The organism is Exiguobacterium sp. UBA6309 (assembly GCF_002439205.1).
GTDB lineage: Bacteria > Bacillota > Bacilli > Exiguobacteriales > Exiguobacteriaceae > Exiguobacterium_A.
The window spans coordinates 177,305-192,485 of record NZ_DJTL01000009.1 but is presented as its reverse complement, the minus strand read 5'-3'; the positions used below and the strand labels follow the sequence as shown (position 1 = coordinate 192,485).

Genomic DNA, 15,181 nt, shown 5'->3' with positions numbered 1-15,181 from the left:
ACCAGAGCGAACATCTGGACTACGAGATAGGTCTATTTTGACCACGGGGATGGTCTTTTCTTTATCGAGCTATCTGTGGACCATTCGGATGAGACGATCTAAGGGGGAACGTCGTAAGTCATGCGAATGGACACACGATGAGTCACGTGATGAAATGGGTGGGTCCCATTTGATTTCGCTGGTTAGAAAAAGTAAGTTCTTCAACGCTCTTGACTCGGGGAAGTCACCTTGCGCTTGATTGAGGATGTGGGGTCAATCACTACCTCTTGAACTCGAAGTAATCGTATCAAATCTTAGTTGTCCGTACAAGTGATTGATATGCAATTCACATAACGTTCACAGGGTAGCGGCGACAGCAGAGACGATTCGTTCACTTGCTAGTTTTCCTGAAAGCGTCACCATTGGACTACCACCACCAGGATGCGTTGATCCACCAGCAAAAAACAAATTGTGAACATTCTTTGAACGGTTGCTCGGACGGAGGAAAGACGACCGGATGCCATTGGATGACAAGCCATACAACGAGCCGTGATAAGCAAAGAAGGTTTGTTCGATATCCTGTGGTGTGACCCGTTGTTCGTAGACGACATCTGATGAAATATCAATTCCAAACGACTGCAACCGTTGATTGATCAGTTGATCATACGTATCAAAATCAATCGCATGTCCAGTATCTGTCGCAGGCGCGTTGACGAGTACAAACAGATTGTCACCCGCTTGTCCCATTTCTGGGGCTGTGACGGAAGAATTGGAGATATAGATCGTCGGTTCCTCCGCATAACGTTTTTCATCAAAAAGTGCTTTGAACTCTGCTTCGTAATCTGAAGAGAAGAAGACGTTATGATGAGCCAGTCCTTCGATCCGACGTGAGAGACCGATACAACGGACATAGGCAGAAATGGACGGTTCGACTTGAGCAGGCGTCGGATTTTTAAAATCAGGTCGTGCGGTTTCTGAGATCAGACGTGGATATTGTGTCAACAAATCACCGTTCATGACGACGAAGTCGACGGGTAGATACTCTAAATGATTCAATTCGATTTCCGTTGCTTGTCCGTCGACGACTTCGATCTGGGTCACCTCATCTCCAAGCCGGAAGACGACACCGAGTTCTTTTGCACGTCGAGCGAATCCTTCTGCGATTGCTGTATTGCCGCCATTCGTGAAGTAGACGCCGTCATTCAATTCTAAATGAGCGATTAAACTGAAGGTAGCAGGTGTTTGATACGGACTGCTCCCGATATATGTCGCATAACGATCAAGTGCCTGAATTAACTCTTTATCCTTAAAGTAGTGTTTATGCAGTCCATGGAGACTTTGAAAGGGATGCACTTTTAGCATGTCACGCCAAAGGGAAGGGCGGACATATGAATCGATATTTGTGAAAAATTGTCGTTTGGCGATCGTATGCAACTTCGCGACTTCCTCTTGGTAACCGGTAATATCGTTCTTCGCCAACTGACCGTTCGTGAAACGATCTACTTCTGTTCGCATCGCTTCGCGCCCAGACGAAAAGGTTAACGTGCGTCCGTCTGAAAAGTGATTGATCGTATGGCGCTCGAGTTTCGTAAATGTAAAGTATTCATCAGGATCCGCACCGGATTCGAGAATGACAGACTGAAAGACTTCCGGCATTGTGATCGTATTCGGTCCGAAGTCGAAGCGATGTCCTTCTGTGACGATCGGCATCATCTTGCCGCCAATATGTGCATTACGCTCGACGACAGTGACACGAAACCCTTTTGCAGCTAATGAAATGGCGGCGCTGAGTCCACCAAGACCGGCTCCGATGACAGCTATATGTTTCATACTATTGATTCCTCCTTATGAATAGGTTCGACCCTTCCATGTGATTTCCCGTTTCCTAAAGCTTCGAATCATCGCACTGGCTAGCAAGATGACATAAAGGAGTACCGCCAGTGGATGAAGCCACCAAACATGTCGAATCCGCGCTGCACCATCGATCCGTAACCGCGCCATATAGAGAAGGAATAACGCGGCACCCATCTGCCAAGAAGGATGGATGATGAGATAAGGAAGGATGCTTGCTTGAATCAAGTAAAAGAGTAGAAAGTATGATCCGACGGTGTAGGAATCGTTCATCCCACGAAAGACATTCTTTAGAAAACCTTGCCAGACCTCTTCATTCGTGGCGTACATGTCGCAAGAAACAACTGGGGCGACTTCGACAAGTGTCGTTGTCCATCCATGTCGTTTAAATGTACGACAAAGCTCTAGGTCGTCCACAAGAGCCGTTCGAATACTGTCATGTCCACCGACTTGTTCGTAAGCCTGTCGTTCGACGAGCACGACCATACCGTTCGCAGCGGCAAAAGCCGGATGTTTCACCTTGCGAAACGGAATCGGAAGATGCTGTGCGATAAGAACATGTTGTATCGGAATCAAACACTTCCCGAGAAACGTCGGTACAGGAAATGACGGAAAACCGGAAAGGAACACGGCTCGTTCTGTTCGTAACGTTCCGTATAAGCGACAGATTGCATCAGGTGTCAGTGTCACATCAGCATCGAGAAATAATAGATAGTCCTCTGTCGTTCGTCTCGCGAGTTGATGACACGCATGGACCTTTCCTGCCCAGCCTACTGGTAAGGGAAGACCATCAATCACCGTAAAACGATTGTCTTGACCAATCCGATCGAGCAATAACTCACGCGTCCGATCGGTCGAACGATCTTCATATAAGTAGACGTGCATCCCTGATGTCAAAGCTGGTTCCAGTGCGTCTAATAATTTTCGTACATTGCGCTCCTCGTTACGTAACGGGATGCAGATTGCTAGACTATCTGGTTGAACGGCATCCGTTAATCGAGGTAAAAAAGCTAAATTGACCCATGTGTAGAGACAGACAGCTAGAGCGAAGAAAAAAAAGAACCAACTCATGACCGAAGTGCCCGTAACCAGCGTTCCGTTCGCGCAGGGAGTGGTTCCCTTCGTTTTGAGATACAGCGATACAAATCAACACGCTCTGCCATCGCATCTGCTCGTATGTCGTCATATAGTGCTGTTAGCTCTACTGTCAGACGTTTTACTTGGACACTGGATCGTTCGTCAGACAATGGATAAAAGCGACGCGTCCTTACATAGACATCCGGTTGCTGTTCATGTCCGTACGAATAGTAGAAGGCGACGAGAGACACGGTATCCGCATGACGCATTAATTGCGTTGCTCCACTTGCTAAATGCATCGGTCGTTCTTCTTGATGCCGTTCCTCACCTTGAGGAAACATCCAGACGCTGCTTCCGTTTTGGAGTTGTGCTTTTGCATATTGAAGGCTTGTCTTGATATCAGAGAACGATGTCCGGTCGACAGAGAAAGCTCCGAGACGGGAGAAGAATGGAAAACGGGCGAGTCCTGCCTGGTCAATCATGACATACGGATCATGACGGAAACAGGTTTGATCTAAATGAAAGAGAATCATGCCATCCCACCAAGAACTATGCGTAGCAAGCATGAGCCCTGGGACGGGTAGATCGTCTGCGCGGTATAAAACACGATGAAAATGACGCTGAATCAAAGCATGATCGACATACGTATGAAATACGGTCTCAGCTAATTTGCTTTTGTTTGCTTCTTTCAACGATAACCCCTCGTTTCACAATGAAGTAGATGATGAATGCACTTAAGCTGATCAAAGTGACGCCATAGAGACTAGAAACTCCTGCCGTTACGCCGAATAAGGTGTGCAACATTAAAAAGAGATATTGGTTGTTTTGCTCGAGTGAGGCATCCGTCGCCTTAACTTGATAGCGACTGATAAAAAAGGAAAAGACGAGCGCCGTTCCATACCACCCGAAGAAGTTCTGTGTCGGAATATCGTAATACCAGCCACCGTCTTGCCAAAGCCAATAAGACTTCACATTAGCAGCAACAGGATCGATCGCTAAATCGAGCCAAACGGCAAACAATGGAACGAGAATCAGTGTACTATAGCGAAACGAGAACAAACGGGAGAAAGCGAGACTCGCACCCATGACCGACAACCATGCAGCCCCGATCGTAATCGGCACACCTAATAATTGCACACCAAAGTCGGATTCATAACGATATGTTCCAAACGGCCAACCGGTATGAACGCCAATCGACTCGATGATGATCGAACCAAAGAAGATGAAGGGGATGACAAGGCGTCCCTTCGGTAAGACATGCCAAAAGTAGAGGGCAGCGTATAAGCCGGAAGCGAATAAAAAAACGGCGTTGGCCCATTCGAGCCAAGGGGGTAGTATAGAAAATCCGACTAAGATCAAGCCGATGGTAAACCAAATCGAAAAGAAAATCCAAAGACGTTTATGGAACTGTTCCATGCGTGACATTCCTCCATTTCCGTGATAGCTTCTGTCATAAGTATACCCATATATCTTGAAAACGAGCGAGGGAGAAGCGGTCCAATAAAAAAAGTGGTCTAGTTTCTCGTACGAGAAACTAGACCACTTGAGGTCATCAGCCATTTGAATGTTGCTTTTGCTTCTTCTTTTTGATAAATGAGAAAAGGAGAAACGCGATGTATAACGGAACAGCGACGAACCAAAAAGTCGACCATTCATTACTACGAGCAATCATGACATACGTCACGTACAGCAATGTAAAGGTGATGACAAATGTATGGCGCGGGACGGGAATGTCTTTGAAACTTGGAATCTTGACACGACTGACCATCAAGAAGGCAAGACCTGTGAAGACGAGTGGAACCATCAAATCATTCATTCGTCCGCTAAACAACGTGACGACGGCCAAAATACCACCTGCCGCTGTAATCGGTACACCTGAAAAATAAGCAGATGCCACATTCGTTGCCGATAAATTAAACCGGGCAAGACGGAATGCGCCGAACAACGGGAACAGAGCAGAGATTAGTAAACCAACTTCTCCGAATTCATAGAAATACGTATAGTAGGCCATCATTGCAGGTGCGACACCGAATGTCACGATATCTGCTAATGAGTCCAGTTCTTTTCCGAAGTCGCCTGCTACACCAAGCATCCGAGCAAGACGTCCGTCCAGACTATCAAGCATCATCGCGATGACGATTAGTAAGGTGGCATTTTGAAAATCACCTTTTGCTGCCATGACGATGGCTAAAAAACCACAATACAGATTTCCGAACGTAAATAGGTTGGGTATTGAATTACGAACACGATCTTTCCACAAAATGATTCCTCCTGCCACTTCATCGATACTACTCATCATATCATAGTTAGGAGATGGAATTCAGCCGTTTGTAAAGAGAATCCCTTGAGTGAAAGATAAAAAATCATGAGGATTCAATCGAACTTGATGTCCACGTTTTCCAGCGGATATGATGATGAATGGTTCATGGATAGCACGATCCGATAAAAGAACGGGAAAATTCTTCTTAGCACCGATAGCAGAGACACCACCTCGAATATAGCCAGTCAGGAATTCTAACTCCTTCATCGGAACAAGCGCGACTTTTTTCGAATGCAATGCTTTAGCCGCTGCCTTTAGAGAGAGTTCTTCTTCCCCCGAAATGACGACGAAGACATATTTATTTTCGACCATTTTCAAAACAAGGGTTTTAAAAATGGTCGAAAGGGGGTAATTAATCTTTCTAGCGACGGCTTCAGCAGATAAATCATCAAGATCAACAGGATAAGTGAGGGATTCAAAGTCAATCTTAGACTGCTTCAGAAGCCTCTCGACGTTCGTTTTGCTCATGTGTTTCTCCTTTGACGAGTGAGTATTGGACCCATTTCCGTCCGTGCCAACGTTTCATGGCGAAAATGCCACGGAACCATTCGTCAGCAGAGAAGGCAATCCAGATTCCAAGTAAACCAAGACCGAAACCAAGACCAAGTGTATAACTGAGGACGACCGCTATTCCCCACATCGATAGAATACCGATGGCGACAGGGAAACGAACATCTCCTGCCGATTTAAGAGTTCCCATGAGCACGATGTTCATCGCGCGACCTGGTTCAAGAATGACGCTTGCCCAGAGTAGTGGGATACCGATTGCAATGATTTCAGGACTTGATGTGAACGCTGATAGAATCGATGAACCGAATGAAGCAAGTGCAACAGCTGAGATGAAGCTTGCGAAAACAGCGATCTTCAATGTTTTCACAGCCCGTCCGTATGCTTGTTCGAATTGTTGCGCACCAACTTGGCGTGCGACGAGTAATTGCGTTCCTTGCGCGATCGCAAGTGTGAATAAGAAACAAAGCATTGTGATATTCGATACATAAACACGAGCAGACAACGCTGCTTCACCAATTGTTGCGATGAATCCTGTGATGATGAGTTGTGAGAATTGATACGAGATCCCTTCACCAGCAGATGGGATTCCGATGTTCATGATTCGTTTCACATCCTCACGATTGAAATGAATCAAGTCTTTTACTGTAAAACGTAAAGAAAGTTTGCGGTAAACGACAAAGAACAACACAAGGACAGCGATTGTCCGGGCGATGACGATCGACCAAGCGACACCAGCAACACCGAGAACGGGAATGCCGAAGAGTCCAAGAACAGCGATGACGTTACCAAAAGCACTAACGAAATTCATCAGTAGCGTGACGTACATAGCATTTTTAGTGAATCCATGACTCCGAAGAATCGCACCCAGTGTCAATGAGATGGCTTCTAAGAAAAGGAACAGACCAACGATCTTAATGAACGTTTCGCCATAGACGAGCGTCTCTCCTTCTAACGAGAAAAATCCAAGGAGTTGTCTTCCGAACAACACGACGGTCAGAGAAACGATTAGGCCGGTATACAAGTTAATCGCAAAAGCAGAACGAGCCGTTTGACGAGCGTTTTGCGTCTTTCTTGCACCGAGGTACTGACCAATGATGATCGTTGCACCGACCGAGGTGATGTTAAAGAGAATAATGAAGATATTCAAAATTTGATTGGATACACCGACTGCCGCAGCAGCGCTATCTGAGTAATAACTTAAAATCAACGTTGCAATGATTCCGAGACTCATATGCAGTGCGATTTCAATGAATAATGGCCACGTAATGTGGAATAAGCTTGGTTGCTTGACTGTTTTCATAAAATAAATCCCCTTTGTTTCATAAAACGAATAGTGTTTCTTTATCTTTTTGAAACTATACGCCTTCGATTTTCATAATGAAAGAGGGTTTTTTGTCTTTCATCGAAAAAATAGAGATTTAAAAGGATTTTCATAAAATATCACGAATACATCATAATGAACAATCATTCATTTTTTAAAAGGTAGGGGAATCTGATGAAACGAGAAATGCATTATGTCGTCAAGGATCAAATCGCAACGCTAACGCTCGCTCGACCCAAACAACTGAATGCATTAACGTCGAATTTATTAGAAGAGCTGGCAGACGCTCTAGAAGAAGCGAATCAGGATGAGGAAGTACGTGTCATCGTCTTGACTGGTGAAGGACGCGGTTTTTGTGCAGGACAAGATTTGAAAACCGTCTCGCCTGAGCTCGATCATGGTGAATATCTACAGCAGTATTATCATCCTGTCGTTCGGGCACTCGCTAAATCGAAAAAACCGACGATTGCTGCCATCAATGGTGTTGCAGCAGGTGCCGGTTTATCATTGACGCTTGCTTGTGATTTCCGGCTCGTCCACTCTGAAGCGAAATTGTCACTCGGATTCATTAATATCGGTCTTGTTCCGGATGCGGGTGCCCCGTATTTCTTACCTCGACTGATCGGAGCGGCAAAAGCAACGGAGCTTGCGTTACTCGGTGATACGATTTCAGCAGACGAAGCCGTTACGCTCAACCTTGCGACGCGAAGCATTGAAGCAGAACGATTTGCTGAAGAGGTCACAGCTTTTGCTCGTCAGCTAGCGAATCGTCCGACGAAAGTGATCGGGTACATTAAGCAGCTGCAAGCAGCGAGTTATGAAAATAATTTGGAGGAAATGCTAGCTCAAGAAATCATCTATCAGTCACGTGCTGGAAAAACGGAAGACCACCGTCACGCGGTTGAGTCCTTCATCGAAAAAAAACGCCCTGTTTTTGTCGGACGATGAATCGAAGAACATATATAGAAGAAAGACGTCGGAAACGCACGAGGCACCGACGTCTTTTTAATTCAATTTCTTTTTGATTTTTCGTGCGGTCGCATGTGTACGGTTCGTCAATCCTGTAGAGATACGGAATAGTAGAATTCCAAGAAAAGCAGAAACAAAAATGTATATCCCGGTCAACGTCACGAATGCACCACTAGCGAGCGTGATGAAAAGTATCGAAAATTCACCACGTGGACCAAGACAAAAGCCAGATTCGATCGCATGATAATTCGATAAACCAAAGGACCTTCCGCCGAGGTAACCGACTAAGAATTTAGAGACGACTCCCCAAATGACAAGAGCGAAGAAAAATAGATCAATCGGTAATCCGTCAGTCAACTCGAATGACATTCCGAACGTGATAAAGAACAATGGTAATAATAAGTCTTGAAACGGAGTGACTAGTCGTCTAAGATAACGCGTCTCATCCAGTTCGGTTAACAGAATACCGATGATGAAGGCGCCAAGTACTTCTGACAATCCGAATAAAATACCGATACCGGAAAATAACAAGATTAACCCGATGATTCCGATGCCGGCATCAGGATGACGGTAGAGTGAATCGACGAGACGTTTCCGTCTTCGGATGAATAAAGTCATGATGATTAAAGCAATGAAGAAGAAGGCGAACCCTAAAAAGATGATGCTGATTTTGGCAACCGAGAACGTCTCAGTCCCTAAAACGAACGGGGCCGTCGTCAGTAGGATCGGTGCCATCAAATCTTCGAAGACGAGTAGGGACAGCACGAAGCGATTCACATCCTGATGTTTATCCGGTTCCCGATCGAGCAGTCGAGCTGAAATCGAAGAACTCGTCGCATACAAGACACAGCCGATCAAAAACGATTCGGCGATGGAAAAACCGAACGATAAAGTCAACAGGATTGTTCCACCAAACGAAAGTAGAATATCGATGACTCCTGCTTTCCAAATGGAACGGAGCTGAATCAGCAAGTCCGCCACTGAAAATTTTAGGCCGAGTAAAAAGAACAGGACGATGATGCCCGCTTCTCCTCCGAGTTTCAGTTCTTCGGGAGGATCGTAATAAAATCCAAGGACGATTCCAATCAAGATGAAGGCCAGAATACTCGGGACGTGGAATCGTTCACTCAAGTAACTGATCGTAAACAAGCCAATGAGGATGAGACCGGCGTAAAAGAAAATTTCCATGGAGGATGTCCTCCTTTCTGTACCCTATACCCTAATTCGATGGCATTCATTAACTTGTTTTTATCTTGGAGAACGGATACAGAAAAAAGCCTGTACACAAAACTTCTTTTTAGAAGGTGGGTGTACAGGCTTTTAGGTGGTTATAAGACTTGAACGATCGTTCCAGAATACGCGGGGAGAGAAACATCAAGTGTCTGCTGGTGCGTGTTCGTCAATAAATCAAGCCCTCGACCAGCTTGTGGAGCGGTCAGCGAAACAGGAACATCTGAATTGTTGAAGTAGATATAATACAATCCTTCCGGGCTCATGCGACGCATGATGATCGTATTCGTCTCATCATTCGCATGAACGAAAGAAATGTGACCTTGGTTCGCAAGCGTCTTATGCTGCTTTCGAAGCTGTAACAAGTGTCGCGTATAGGCGAATAACTCCTGATCCTGCTCCTCTGGATCCCATGGCATGCATTTCCGACAGCCTGGATCTTGATCGCCATCGAGACCGATTTCATCACCATAATAGATGACGGGACTACCCGAGAACGTCAACATCGATAACAAGAGAAGACGAAGCTTTTGTTTGTTATTGCCAGCACGCGTCAACGCACGTGGTGTATCGTGTGAACCGATTAAATTAAAGGTCACTTCATTGACATTCATCGTGTTTGAGAACAATACATGCGACATATCGTTCGCATACGAAGTTGCTTTAGTCTTATCTAAGGCAAAGAAGTTCAAAGCGGCATTCGTAAATGGATAGTTCATGACAGCGTCAAACTGGTCACCGAGCAACCATTCCTGTGAATCATGCCAAATTTCACCAAGGATATACGTGTCAGGGTTGACCGATTTGACGACTTGACGGAAATCACGCCAGAATGCGTGATCGACCTCGTTGGCGACGTCGAGTCGCCAGCCATCGATTCCGAATTCCTCGACCCAATAGCGGGCGACATGGAGTAAGTATGACTTTACTTCATCGTTCTCGGTATTGAATTTCGGCATCTCAGGTACGAAAGCAAATGTATCGTAGTTCGGTAGCGGTTCGGTCACGAGTGGGAAATCGCGCAAGTGGAACCATTCCTTATATGTCGAATGACTACCATGTTCACGGATATCAGCAAAGGCTTTATGGTGGAAGCCAGCGTGATTAAAGACGGCATCTAGCATGATGCGAATGCCATGTGCATGTAACAAATCAACCATTTCCTTGAACTTTTCTTTTGTGCCAAACTGTGGATCAATTTCTAAGTAATCGATCGTATCGTATTTATGGTTCGATTTTGCTAAGAAGATCGGACAGAAGTAAATACCAGTGATGCCGAGTTCAACAAGGTAGTCAATATGATCGATGACACCTTGGAAATCTCCACCGAAGAGATTCGTCGTTGTCGGTGCCGTACTATTCCATGGAAGTGTACCAACTGGATCATTCGTCGCATCGCCATTTGCAAAGCGATCTGGGAAGATTTGATACCAAACTGTATCCTGGACCCAATCCGGTGCAGTGAATACGTCGACTGCATTAAGGAAAGGAACACAGAAATAGTAGCCTGTATCATCGAGCGGTTTTTCATCGAACCATCCACGCTCTGTAAAGACTTGGCTTGTTGCACTGTCATGGAGACGGAAACCATATCGTAGACGACGGAAGGGTGGAACGACATCGATGAACCAATAATCATATAGTTCATCTGATCCACTTCGCTTCATCGGTGTTTCAAATGTATTCCAGTAGTTGGATTTTGAGGGATCGAAGTTCCAATCGGCAGCATCTGGGTTTTCGGTATGCCAATCATACGGATCGCCCCAAATCAAATCGACGTGATCAACGTCATTTTTTTTCGTTTGTAAACGGATGTGGATTGTTCGCTCATCATATTTATAGACGAACGGAGACATCGCGCGGTGAAACACAGCTTCTTTAAACATGGCAGTCACTCCTTAACGCAATCGCTTGCATCATATTGATTATGTCTTCGACCTAAGAATAGTAAAGCGCTTTCTTAAAGTCAATTCCAATCCCGTGAAATCAAGGATTCCTGATAAAAGTCGAGAGTATGATGCAATCGTTTGCATCATGTTGTGCAAACGATAAAAATGAAAACGTTTTCTTTTTTATGTACTTATTCTCTACAGCATTTGATTCAAATAATGAAATCAAAAATAAAAAGTTTTGAAATGTAAGAAAATAATTGAATAAAAGGACTTGTCAAAAGGATTTTAGATTGTATAATAAAAATGTAAAGGTGATGCAAACGTTTTCATAAAACGCTTACAATTGCTCGGTTGTTATCATGAGAAAATGGTTGTGCCTTTATGCAAACGTTGTGCATTAAAACTTATCATTCATAAGTTAACTTGGGGAGGAAATTTTAATCATGGAAATGAAAAAATTCGTAGCAGGTCTCTCTGTATCTGTCATGGCAATCGGTGCACTTGCAGCATGTGGCGGTGGATCAGATTCTGAATCATCATCTTCAGATTCAGGCAGTAAAAAACCAAGCAAGATCGTCATCTGGGAAGACACTGAAAAAGCTGAAACGACTAAAGCGGCAGCTAAAGCGTTCGAAGAAAAAGAAGGCGTCAAAGTTGAAGTCAAAGAAGTTAAGATGACAGATCAGCAGAAGAAAGTAGCACTTGACGGACCAGCAGGTAAAGGACCGGACATCATGCTTCTTCCACACGACCAAATCGGTACAGTCGTTGACCAAGGCTTGATCGCAGAACTCAAAGATGGCGAAAAAGCACTTGAGCCATTCATCGATACAGCGAAATCAGCAGTAACGTTTGACGGTAAAGTCTACGGATATCCGAAAGCAGTTGAAACACCAATCCTCCTTTTCAATAAAGATGAATTAAAAGAAGCACCAGCTTCAATGGATGATCTGTACAAGATCTCAACAGAGCAAAAGAAAGACGGTAAATACGGATTCCTCGCGCTTTGGGATAACTTCTACTTCGCGCACGGTCCAATCGGTGGCTACGGCGGATATGTCTTCAAAGACAACGGTGGCAAATTGGATCCAGCAGATATTGGCTTGAACAACAAAGGTGCTGTCGAAGGTATGGATTACATCGGCAAGTGGTACAAAGAAGGTCTCTTCCCGAAAGGTCTTATCGGTGGTGGCGGTGGTCAAGCACTTGACCAACTCTTCGGCGATAAAAAAGCTGTTGCTGTCATGAACGGTCCATGGGCAGTTGCGAGCTATAAAGAAAAAGGCATCAACCTCGGAGCTTCAGCACTTCCGAAACTTCCAAACGGTGAGCCGATTAAAACATTCGTTGGTGTAAAAACATACGCGATTTCAGCATACTCGGAAAATGCAGAATGGGCTGAGAAGTTCTTGGCATCACTCACTGGTGAAAAGAACGCGAAAGCAATGTTCGAAAAATACAATGAGATCCCACCAGTCACTGCGCTTCAAGAAGATGCAGCAATCAAGGATAACGAAGTCGCAGCAGCAGTCTTCGCACAATCACAAAACGGTGTGCCAATGCCGAACATCGCTGAGATGGGTCAAGTTTGGGAACCAATGGCAGCAGCACTCCAGCTTGTTGCAACAAACAAGCAAGATGCACAAAAATCAGCTGATGATGCTGTCAAACAAATCAAGCAACAAATCGAAGCTAACAATCAATAAGCGTAAATGGAACGCGTGAATCCATGAAAAAGAGATAAAGAGAGGGGGATCTTGAATTCCCCCTCATCTTTATGGTTGGAAGAGAAGCCTGAGGTCAGACATGACCTTTGGAAAGGAGAACGGACGATGGCTGCGATTGCAACACCACACCCGACGAATCCAACGCCTGAAAAAAAGACGAACCACCGCACGATTGCGGCGCTGATGTCGATCATTCCAGGAGTAGGACAACTATACAATAAACAATTCCTTAAAGGCGCGACATTTTTTGTCGTCGTACTATCATATTTTCTCGTCAACTTTGAACTGTTCTTCAAAGGAGCCGGAAAAGGTCCTGGCGATCGCGGAGCGATTTGGGGCTTGATTACACTCGGTGAGGTACCAGGCGTAAGGGGGGATCACTCGATCTTTCTAATGGTCGAGGGCATCATTGCCTTGATTTTACTTGTCTTTGGTATCACCATTTACGTCTGGAACTTTATCGATGCGTATCGAATCGGTAAGTTGCGCGACATGAACCTCGAAGTACCTTCCTTGAAGATGCAACTTCGGAATTTCCGTGATAATGGATTCCCGTATGCGATGTTGATTCCTTCATTAGTACTTTTAGTGTTCACGGTCGTCTTACCGTTGATTTTTACTTTCTTGATTGCTTTTACAAACTATAAGTTCAACAACTCGCCGCCAGCAAAGCTGGTTGACTGGATCGGGATTCAAAACTTCTTGAATATCTTCACGGTTGATATTTTCCGCGACACATTCGTCAGCGTTCTTGGTTGGACGCTTGTCTGGACCGTCGCTTCGACGACAGGTGTCATCGCGATCGGTATCGGACTGGCAGTCTTACTGAACCAAAAGGGACTCAAAGGAAAACGGTTCTTCCGTTCCATCTTGATCCTGTCATGGGCAGTACCAGCGTTCATCACGATTTTGATCTTCCGCTCGATGTTCAATGAGACATTCGGTGTCTTCAATACGACATTGTTACCAGCGATTGGTCTCGATAACGGTCTCGACTGGATGACGGATCCAACGTATACGAAGCTTGCATTGATCGGGATTCAGTGGTGGTTAGGTTTTCCATACATCATGACGCTGACGACAGGGATCTTGCAGTCGATACCAGAGGATCTCTATGAGGCAGCAACAATTGATGGAGCGACAGCAGGAGAGAAATTCCGCTTAATCACGTTGCCGATGATTCTTTTCGCAACAGCACCGATCTTGATCACGCAGTATACGTTCAACTTCAATAACTTCAATATCATCTATCTCTTTAACAACGGTGGACCGGCAGTACCGGGTCAATCGGCTGGTGGAACGGATATCTTGATTTCGTGGATTTACAAATTGTCGCTTGGCGCGAACCCGCAGTATGGATTCGCAGCAGCGATCACGCTTGTGTTGTCGTTCTTCATCATGACGATTGCCGTTATTCAGTTCAAGCGTTCAAAATCATTCAAAGATGAGGATATGATCTAATATGAGAAAACAAAACCGAATCAACATGGCGTTGTCATATCTCATTTTGACGGTCGCCTCCATCATTATCGTCTATCCACTCCTTTGGGTCGTTGGTACTTCACTTAACCCAGGGAAAAGTATTACATCGGATATCTTCCCAAGTAATCCGACTTTGATTCACTACTTTGATTTGTTTGATCCGTCAAAAACGGATTATGGCATGTGGTATTTAAACACAATCAAGATTGCCGTCATCACGATGGTCGTCTCCGTCGCGCTAATCACTTTAACAGGATACATTTTTTCACGCTATCGCTTCGTCGGTCGGAAAAATTCACTCATCTTGTTCCTCGTGTTGCAGATGGTACCGCAATTCGTTGCAATCATTGCGATTTATGTCTTGCTTAATATGTTAGAATTGTTTGATACGCATCTGGCGCTCATCCTACTCTACTCGGGTGGCGCGATTCCAATGAATACGTATCTTGCAAAAGGATATTTCGATACGATTCCAAAAGAACTCGATGAGGCGGCACGGATGGATGGTGCCGGTCACTTACGAATCTTCTGGCAAATCATCTTACCGCTAGCAAAACCGATGGTCGCCGTCATCGCATTGTTCAACTTCATGGCACCATTCAACGACTTCATTTTAGCATCGCTCGTCCTGCGTTCTCCTGAGAAACAGACACTTGCGGTCGGGTTGTACAACATGGTGTCGGAGCAGTTCGACAATAACTTCACGTTATTTGCGGCAGGTGCCGTATTATCAGCAGTTCCAATCGTTCTTCTCTTCTTCGCATTCCAGCGCTTCTTCGTGTCTGGATTGACAGCAGGTGGAACGAAAGGATAATCATAAGGG

General features: G+C 45.0%; 13 protein-coding genes. 4 read left to right on the top strand and 9 right to left on the bottom strand.

Features of this window, described 5'->3' with window-relative positions:
- Positions 1 to 336 precede the first annotated feature (336 nt).
- The 7 genes from B3M90_RS02190 to B3M90_RS02160 form a co-directional block, all read right to left on the bottom strand.
- A complete protein-coding gene (locus tag B3M90_RS02190; RefSeq protein WP_035409346.1) occupies positions 337 to 1,809 on the bottom strand; it encodes a phytoene desaturase family protein in 1,473 nt (490 codons plus the stop codon).
- A gap of 15 nt (positions 1,810 to 1,824) precedes the next feature.
- A complete protein-coding gene (locus tag B3M90_RS02185) occupies positions 1,825 to 2,901 on the bottom strand; it encodes a glycosyltransferase (RefSeq protein ID WP_214856718.1) in 1,077 nt (358 codons plus the stop codon).
- Complete coding sequence (locus tag B3M90_RS02180; RefSeq protein ID WP_251138018.1) at positions 2,898 to 3,599, bottom strand: lysophospholipid acyltransferase family protein; 702 nt, start codon at positions 3,597 to 3,599, stop codon at positions 2,898 to 2,900. The genes B3M90_RS02185 and B3M90_RS02180 overlap by 4 nt, the downstream gene beginning before the upstream one ends.
- Positions 3,568 to 4,323, bottom strand: a complete 756-nt coding sequence (locus B3M90_RS02175; protein WP_290755092.1) for a carotenoid biosynthesis protein — start codon at positions 4,321 to 4,323, stop codon at positions 3,568 to 3,570. The genes B3M90_RS02180 and B3M90_RS02175 overlap by 32 nt, the downstream gene beginning before the upstream one ends.
- A 136-nt stretch (positions 4,324 to 4,459) precedes the next feature.
- On the bottom strand, positions 4,460 to 5,206 hold the full coding sequence (gene pssA, locus B3M90_RS02170; RefSeq protein ID WP_174316042.1) for a CDP-diacylglycerol--serine O-phosphatidyltransferase: 747 nt from the start codon (positions 5,204 to 5,206) through the stop codon (positions 4,460 to 4,462).
- 21 nt (positions 5,207 to 5,227) lie between these two features.
- A complete protein-coding gene (locus tag B3M90_RS02165) occupies positions 5,228 to 5,695 on the bottom strand; it encodes an aminoacyl-tRNA deacylase (RefSeq protein WP_035409337.1) in 468 nt (155 codons plus the stop codon).
- Positions 5,655 to 7,037: an MATE family efflux transporter gene (locus tag B3M90_RS02160; RefSeq protein ID WP_035398439.1), complete on the bottom strand. Its 1,383-nt coding sequence runs from the start codon at positions 7,035 to 7,037 to the stop codon at positions 5,655 to 5,657. Before B3M90_RS02160 ends, B3M90_RS02165 begins: the two co-directional genes overlap by 41 nt.
- Positions 7,038 to 7,232: 195 nt before the next feature.
- On the opposite strand from B3M90_RS02160, the gene B3M90_RS02155 reads away from it, so the two are divergent.
- Positions 7,233 to 8,006, top strand: a complete 774-nt coding sequence (locus B3M90_RS02155) for an enoyl-CoA hydratase/isomerase family protein (RefSeq protein WP_290782388.1) — start codon at positions 7,233 to 7,235, stop codon at positions 8,004 to 8,006.
- A gap of 57 nt (positions 8,007 to 8,063) precedes the next feature.
- On the opposite strand, the gene B3M90_RS02150 is transcribed toward B3M90_RS02155, so the two are convergent.
- Complete coding sequence (locus B3M90_RS02150) at positions 8,064 to 9,215, bottom strand: cation:proton antiporter (RefSeq protein ID WP_290782386.1); 1,152 nt, start codon at positions 9,213 to 9,215, stop codon at positions 8,064 to 8,066.
- A gap of 140 nt (positions 9,216 to 9,355) precedes the next feature.
- Complete coding sequence (locus B3M90_RS02145; RefSeq protein ID WP_290782384.1) at positions 9,356 to 11,143, bottom strand: glycoside hydrolase family 13 protein; 1,788 nt, start codon at positions 11,141 to 11,143, stop codon at positions 9,356 to 9,358.
- Positions 11,144 to 11,598: 455 nt separating this feature from the next.
- On the opposite strand from B3M90_RS02145, the gene B3M90_RS02140 reads away from it, so the two are divergent.
- From B3M90_RS02140 to B3M90_RS02130, 3 genes are all read left to right on the top strand, one after another.
- Positions 11,599 to 12,855: an extracellular solute-binding protein gene (locus B3M90_RS02140; protein WP_290782452.1), complete on the top strand. Its 1,257-nt coding sequence runs from the start codon at positions 11,599 to 11,601 to the stop codon at positions 12,853 to 12,855.
- A gap of 126 nt (positions 12,856 to 12,981) precedes the next feature.
- Complete coding sequence (locus tag B3M90_RS02135) at positions 12,982 to 14,337, top strand: carbohydrate ABC transporter permease (protein WP_290782382.1); 1,356 nt, start codon at positions 12,982 to 12,984, stop codon at positions 14,335 to 14,337.
- A 1-nt stretch (position 14,338) separates the two neighbouring features.
- Complete coding sequence (locus B3M90_RS02130; RefSeq protein WP_023467409.1) at positions 14,339 to 15,172, top strand: sugar ABC transporter permease; 834 nt, start codon at positions 14,339 to 14,341, stop codon at positions 15,170 to 15,172.
- The last annotated feature ends 9 nt before the right edge of the window (positions 15,173 to 15,181 follow it).

What these genes read in the sequence shown, in the direction of transcription:
- B3M90_RS02160 (WP_035398439.1), bottom strand. Translation starts at nt 7,037, where the DNA reads ATGAAAACAGTCAAGCAACCAAGCTTATTCCACATTACGTGGCCATTA.
- B3M90_RS02190 (WP_035409346.1), bottom strand. Translation starts at nt 1,809, where the DNA reads ATGAAACATATAGCTGTCATCGGAGCCGGTCTTGGTGGACTCAGCGCC.
- B3M90_RS02145 (WP_290782384.1), bottom strand. Translation starts at nt 11,143, where the DNA reads ATGTTTAAAGAAGCTGTGTTTCACCGCGCGATGTCTCCGTTCGTCTAT.
- B3M90_RS02165 (WP_035409337.1), bottom strand. Translation starts at nt 5,695, where the DNA reads ATGAGCAAAACGAACGTCGAGAGGCTTCTGAAGCAGTCTAAGATTGAC.
- pssA (WP_174316042.1), bottom strand. Translation starts at nt 5,206, where the DNA reads ATGATGAGTAGTATCGATGAAGTGGCAGGAGGAATCATTTTGTGGAAA.
- B3M90_RS02155 (WP_290782388.1), top strand. Translation starts at nt 7,233, where the DNA reads ATGAAACGAGAAATGCATTATGTCGTCAAGGATCAAATCGCAACGCTA.
- B3M90_RS02175 (WP_290755092.1), bottom strand. Translation starts at nt 4,323, where the DNA reads ATGGAACAGTTCCATAAACGTCTTTGGATTTTCTTTTCGATTTGGTTT.
- B3M90_RS02135 (WP_290782382.1), top strand. Translation starts at nt 12,982, where the DNA reads ATGGCTGCGATTGCAACACCACACCCGACGAATCCAACGCCTGAAAAA.
- B3M90_RS02130 (WP_023467409.1), top strand. Translation starts at nt 14,339, where the DNA reads ATGAGAAAACAAAACCGAATCAACATGGCGTTGTCATATCTCATTTTG.
- B3M90_RS02185 (WP_214856718.1), bottom strand. Translation starts at nt 2,901, where the DNA reads ATGAGTTGGTTCTTTTTTTTCTTCGCTCTAGCTGTCTGTCTCTACACA.
- B3M90_RS02140 (WP_290782452.1), top strand. Translation starts at nt 11,599, where the DNA reads ATGAAAAAATTCGTAGCAGGTCTCTCTGTATCTGTCATGGCAATCGGT.
- B3M90_RS02150 (WP_290782386.1), bottom strand. Translation starts at nt 9,215, where the DNA reads ATGGAAATTTTCTTTTACGCCGGTCTCATCCTCATTGGCTTGTTTACG.